The sequence below is a fragment of the Streptomyces sp. genome (assembly GCF_031178505.1).
Taxonomy (GTDB): Bacteria; Actinomycetota; Actinomycetes; order Streptomycetales; family Streptomycetaceae; genus Streptomyces; species Streptomyces gulbargensis.
In genome coordinates, this window is record NZ_JAPSIW010000629.1 from 1 (window position 1) to 4,174 (window position 4,174).

The 4,174-nt window shown below is 72.2% G+C and carries 3 protein-coding genes; all 3 read left to right on the forward strand.

The annotated features are described in order from the left end of the window. Nucleotides 1-1,428: hypothetical protein (locus RIF68_RS29310; RefSeq protein WP_309054301.1), on the forward strand; the 1,428-nt coding region annotated here is incomplete at its 5' end. A gap of 111 nt (nucleotides 1,429-1,539) precedes the next feature. Continuing rightward, the gene (locus RIF68_RS29315) at nucleotides 1,540-2,772 is read left to right on the forward strand and encodes an arginine deiminase (RefSeq protein WP_309054302.1); all 1,233 of its coding nucleotides are present in this window, start codon (nucleotides 1,540-1,542) and stop codon (nucleotides 2,770-2,772) included. Nucleotides 2,773-2,926: 154 nt separating this feature from the next. Continuing rightward, a complete protein-coding gene (gene argF, locus RIF68_RS29320; RefSeq protein WP_309054303.1) occupies nucleotides 2,927-3,943 on the forward strand; it encodes an ornithine carbamoyltransferase in 1,017 nt (338 codons plus the stop codon). The last annotated feature ends 231 nt before the right edge of the window (nucleotides 3,944-4,174 follow it).

The following is a 4,174-nucleotide window of genomic DNA, read 5'->3' on the forward strand; positions in this document are numbered from 1 at the left end:
CCGGGGGAGCGGGATGCGGTACGGCGCCCGCGGGGCCCGCTGCTGCGCGAGTCGCCGCCTCCGTACCAGCGCAAGGGCGGCATCGCGGCCGTCCTCCTCTACCGCAACGGCGGCCACCGGGTCGTCTGGCCCGACCGGAACGAGGACGTCGACAAACCCCTCTTCGGCTCCCCGTACACCGTCTTCGAGGTGCGGCTCGGCACGCACGTCACGGAGTTCCGGCTCGATCTGCCGGCCGCAGGCGACGGCGTGTCCTTCGAGGCGGTCGCCAAGGTCCACTGGACGGTGACCGATCCGCGCCTGGTGGTCCGGGAACAGGTCTGGGACGTCGCCGAACTCCTCCACGACGAACTGCTCGACGGCCTGCGCCGGATCACCCGGAGGTTCGGCATCACCGAGGCGCAGCGCGCCGACGAGGCCGTACGGCACGCGCTCGACACCGGGAACCTCGGGCTCGGCCGCGCCGTCGGCCTGCGCACACGGGTCTACGTCTTCATCGACCTCGACGCCACCGTCAGGGCGGAGGTGTCCCGCCGGGACACCCTCGGCGTCACCATGGAGGCGGACGAACGCCTCGCCGAGGCCGAGCGGCGCAGGGACGCGGCCGAATGGGCCCGGATCGCCGAGCGCGTCCGCGCCGTCGAAGCCCTGCTCCGGAGCGGCGACCTGGCGCGGATCGCCCACCACGTGGCGAGGTACGCCGACAAGCGGGCGGAGATCCGCCTCCGGCTCCAGCAGGAGCGGCGCGACGGGCGGGAGGGCCGGGAGGGCCGGGAGGACCACCAGGACGTGACGGCCGTCCTCGACCGGCTGCTCGTGGCCGGGGTCATCGGACGGGAGGACATCGGCGATCACCTGTACCAGGTGCTGATGTACCTGCGGACGCTCGGCGGCGCGGAGGCCGCCGGCGGCTCCGGCCCCTGTGACGACGCCCCGAGGACCCGGCCGGCCCTCGACGAGTCCGGGCCGCGGCCGGACCCGGGGCGCGGGGACGGGAGTGAGGGCCGGGCCGGCCGCGCGGGCCACCGGGACGCGCCCCGCGCCCCGCGGGTGCACGAACCCACCCGCGTGGAGTCGGCCGCCGAGCGGCGCGAACGCGAAGGGGGAGGGGAGCGGGGCCGGGAGAGGGGCCGGGACCGGAGCGACGGCCGGCAGGACCCGGACGGCAGGGACGCCCCGCACGGCCGGGGTGACGCGTACCGGCGCGGCGACCGTGACGACGACCGCAGGGACGCCCCGCACGGCCGGGGTGACGCGTACGAGCGCGGCGACCGTGACGACGACCGCAGGTACGCCTACGACCGCGACGAGACGTACGACCGCTACGACCGGGACGATCCCTACGACCGCGCGCGGCCGGGCCGGCGCAGACGGTTCCCCCGCCCCGCCCGGCCCTCCTCCGGCCGGGGTGACCCACCGGAGGAATGACTCACCGGCCGTCGGCACCCCGCCTCCACGGGTCCTCCACCGAGGCGTGCGTTCCGAACGCCTCGGCCGAAAGGCGGGCTCTCGCCGCCCGGCTCCGTCAGGATGGGACGCATGGGATTCCATGTCGATTCCGAGACCGGGCGGCTTCGCCGCGTCATACTCCACCGGCCCGATCTGGAGCTGAAGCGGCTCACGCCGAGCAACAAGGACGCCCTCCTCTTCGACGACGTCCTGTGGGTGCGCCGGGCCCGCCAGGAGCACGACGGCTTCGCCGACGTCCTGCGCGACCGGGGGGTGGTGGTGCACCTCTTCGGCGACCTGCTGCGGGAGGCGCTGGAGGTCCCCGCGGCCCGCGCGCTCGTCCTCGACCGGGTCTTCGACGAGAAGGAGTACGGGCCGCTCGCCGCCGACCACCTGCGCGCCGCCTTCGACTCCCTCGACGCGGCCTCGCTCGGGGAGGCGCTCGTCGGCGGCATGACGAAGCGTGAGTTCCTGGCGGCGCACCGGGAGCCGACGTCCGTCCGCTTCCACGCGCTCGACCTGGACGACTTCGTCCTCGGCCCGCTTCCGAACCACCTCTTCACCCGGGACACCTCGGCGTGGATCTACGACGGCGTGTCGATCAACGCGATGCGCTGGCCGGCCCGGCAGCGCGAGACCGTGCACTTCGAGGCGATCTACAAGCACCATCCCCTCTTCACCGGCCCGGAGGCCGGCCACTTCCACCACTGGTCGGAGGGGCAGCCGGACTACCCGTCCACCATCGAGGGCGGCGACGTGCTGGTGATCGGCAACGGGGCCGTACTGATCGGGATGAGCGAGCGGACCACCCCGCAGGCGGTGGAGATGCTGGCCCGCCGCATGTTCGCGGCGGGCTCGGCGCGGTCGATCGTCGCGCTCGACATGCCGAAGCGGCGCGCCTTCATGCACCTGGACACGGTGATGACGATGGTGGACCACGACACGTTCACCCAGTACGCCGGGCTCGGCAACCTCCGGTCGTACACGATCGAACCGGGGGACGCGGGCCAGTCCCTGAGGGTGACCGACCATCCGCCGGAGCAGATGCACAGCGCGATCGCCGCCGCGCTCGGCCTGCAGGACATCCGGGTCCTGACGGCCACGCAGGACGTGCACGCGGCGGAGCGGGAGCAGTGGGACGACGGGTGCAACGTGCTGGCCGTGGAGCCGGGGGTGGTCGTCGCGTACGAGCGGAACGTCACGACCAACACGCATCTGCGCAAGCAGGGCATCGAGGTGATCGAGATCCCGGGCAGCGAGCTGGGCCGGGGGAGGGGCGGGCCGCGCTGCATGAGCTGCCCGGTGGAGCGGGACGCCGTCTGAAGCGGCGGAGGGGCGGGGGGTCACCGGCGGGAGACCCCGGGGCTGTATATAAATGTTGTCTTACGTATAGACTTCCAGGGTCTTCGGGTCCGGGTGCCGCGTGTGCGGCGCCCCGCGCCCCGGCCCGCCCCACCCTCACACAGGAGCGCTTCCCATGGCCACTGACCTCACCGGCCGCCACTTCCTCAAGGAGCTGGACTTCACCGCCGAGGAGTTCCGCGGTCTGGTCGAGCTCGCCGCCGAGCTCAAGGCCGCCAAGAAGGCGGGCACCGAGGTGCAGCGGCTGCGCGGCAGGAACATCGCCCTGATCTTCGAGAAGACCTCCACCCGCACCCGCTGCGCCTTCGAGGTCGCCGCCGCCGACCAGGGCGCCTCCACCACGTACCTCGACCCCTCGGGCTCCCAGATCGGCCACAAGGAGTCCATCAGGGACACCGCCCGCGTCCTCGGCCGGATGTTCGACGGGATCGAGTACCGGGGCGACAGCCAGGCCACCGTCGAGGAGCTGGCCGCCTTCGCGGGCGTCCCGGTCTTCAACGGCCTCACCGACGCGTGGCACCCCACCCAGATGCTGGCCGACGTGCTCACCATGACCGAGCACGTGGACAAGCCCCTGGACGGCATCGCCTTCGCGTACCTCGGCGACGCCCGCTTCAACATGGGCAACTCCTACCTCGTGACGGGCGCCCTGCTCGGCATGGACGTCCGGATCGTCGCCCCGGAGGCGTACTGGCCGGCGGCCGGCGTCGTCGCCGCGGCCCGCGAGCTCGCCGAGGCCAGCGGCGCGGTCATCACCCTCACCGAGGACGTCAAGGACGGCGTGCGCGGCGCCGACTTCGTCGTCACCGACGTGTGGGTCTCCATGGGCGAGCCCAAGGAGGTCTGGGACGAGCGGATCGCCGCGCTCTCCCCGTACGCGGTGACCATGGACGTCCTGCGGGCCACGGAGAACCCCGACGTCAAGTTCCTGCACTGCCTGCCCGCCTACCACGACCTCGGCACGGCCGTGGCGCGCGACGTCCACGCCCGGTACGGGCTGAGCGAGCTGGAGGTCTCCGACGAGGTCTTCGAGTCCGCCCACTCCGTCGTCTTCGACGAGGCCGAGAACCGTCTCCACACCATCAAGGCGGTCCTCGTCGCGACCCTCGCCGGTACGGCGGACCCGGCATAGCTTTGCGCCCGATTGGGTCCGTATGCGAGGTGCGGTTACCATCGCACGGTTCAGGGGGGTCCGGACGCACACGTCCGGACCCCCCTCCGTGTGTCCTCCCACCATGGGGAATATGCCACCAGCGAAAGCACTCCCCACCATTCAGGGACCTCCCAGCAAACGTTCGCCCCAGTTTCAGTCGCATCGTTCATAGTTAATAGAGACGAGGATGAAAGGAAGTCCAATGACTGA

Excerpts from the sequence above, each read along its gene's own strand:
- RIF68_RS29315 (WP_309054302.1), top strand. The coding sequence starts at position 1,540 with ATGGGATTCCATGTCGATTCCGAGACCGGGCGGCTTCGCCGCGTCATA.
- argF (WP_309054303.1), top strand. The coding sequence starts at position 2,927 with ATGGCCACTGACCTCACCGGCCGCCACTTCCTCAAGGAGCTGGACTTC.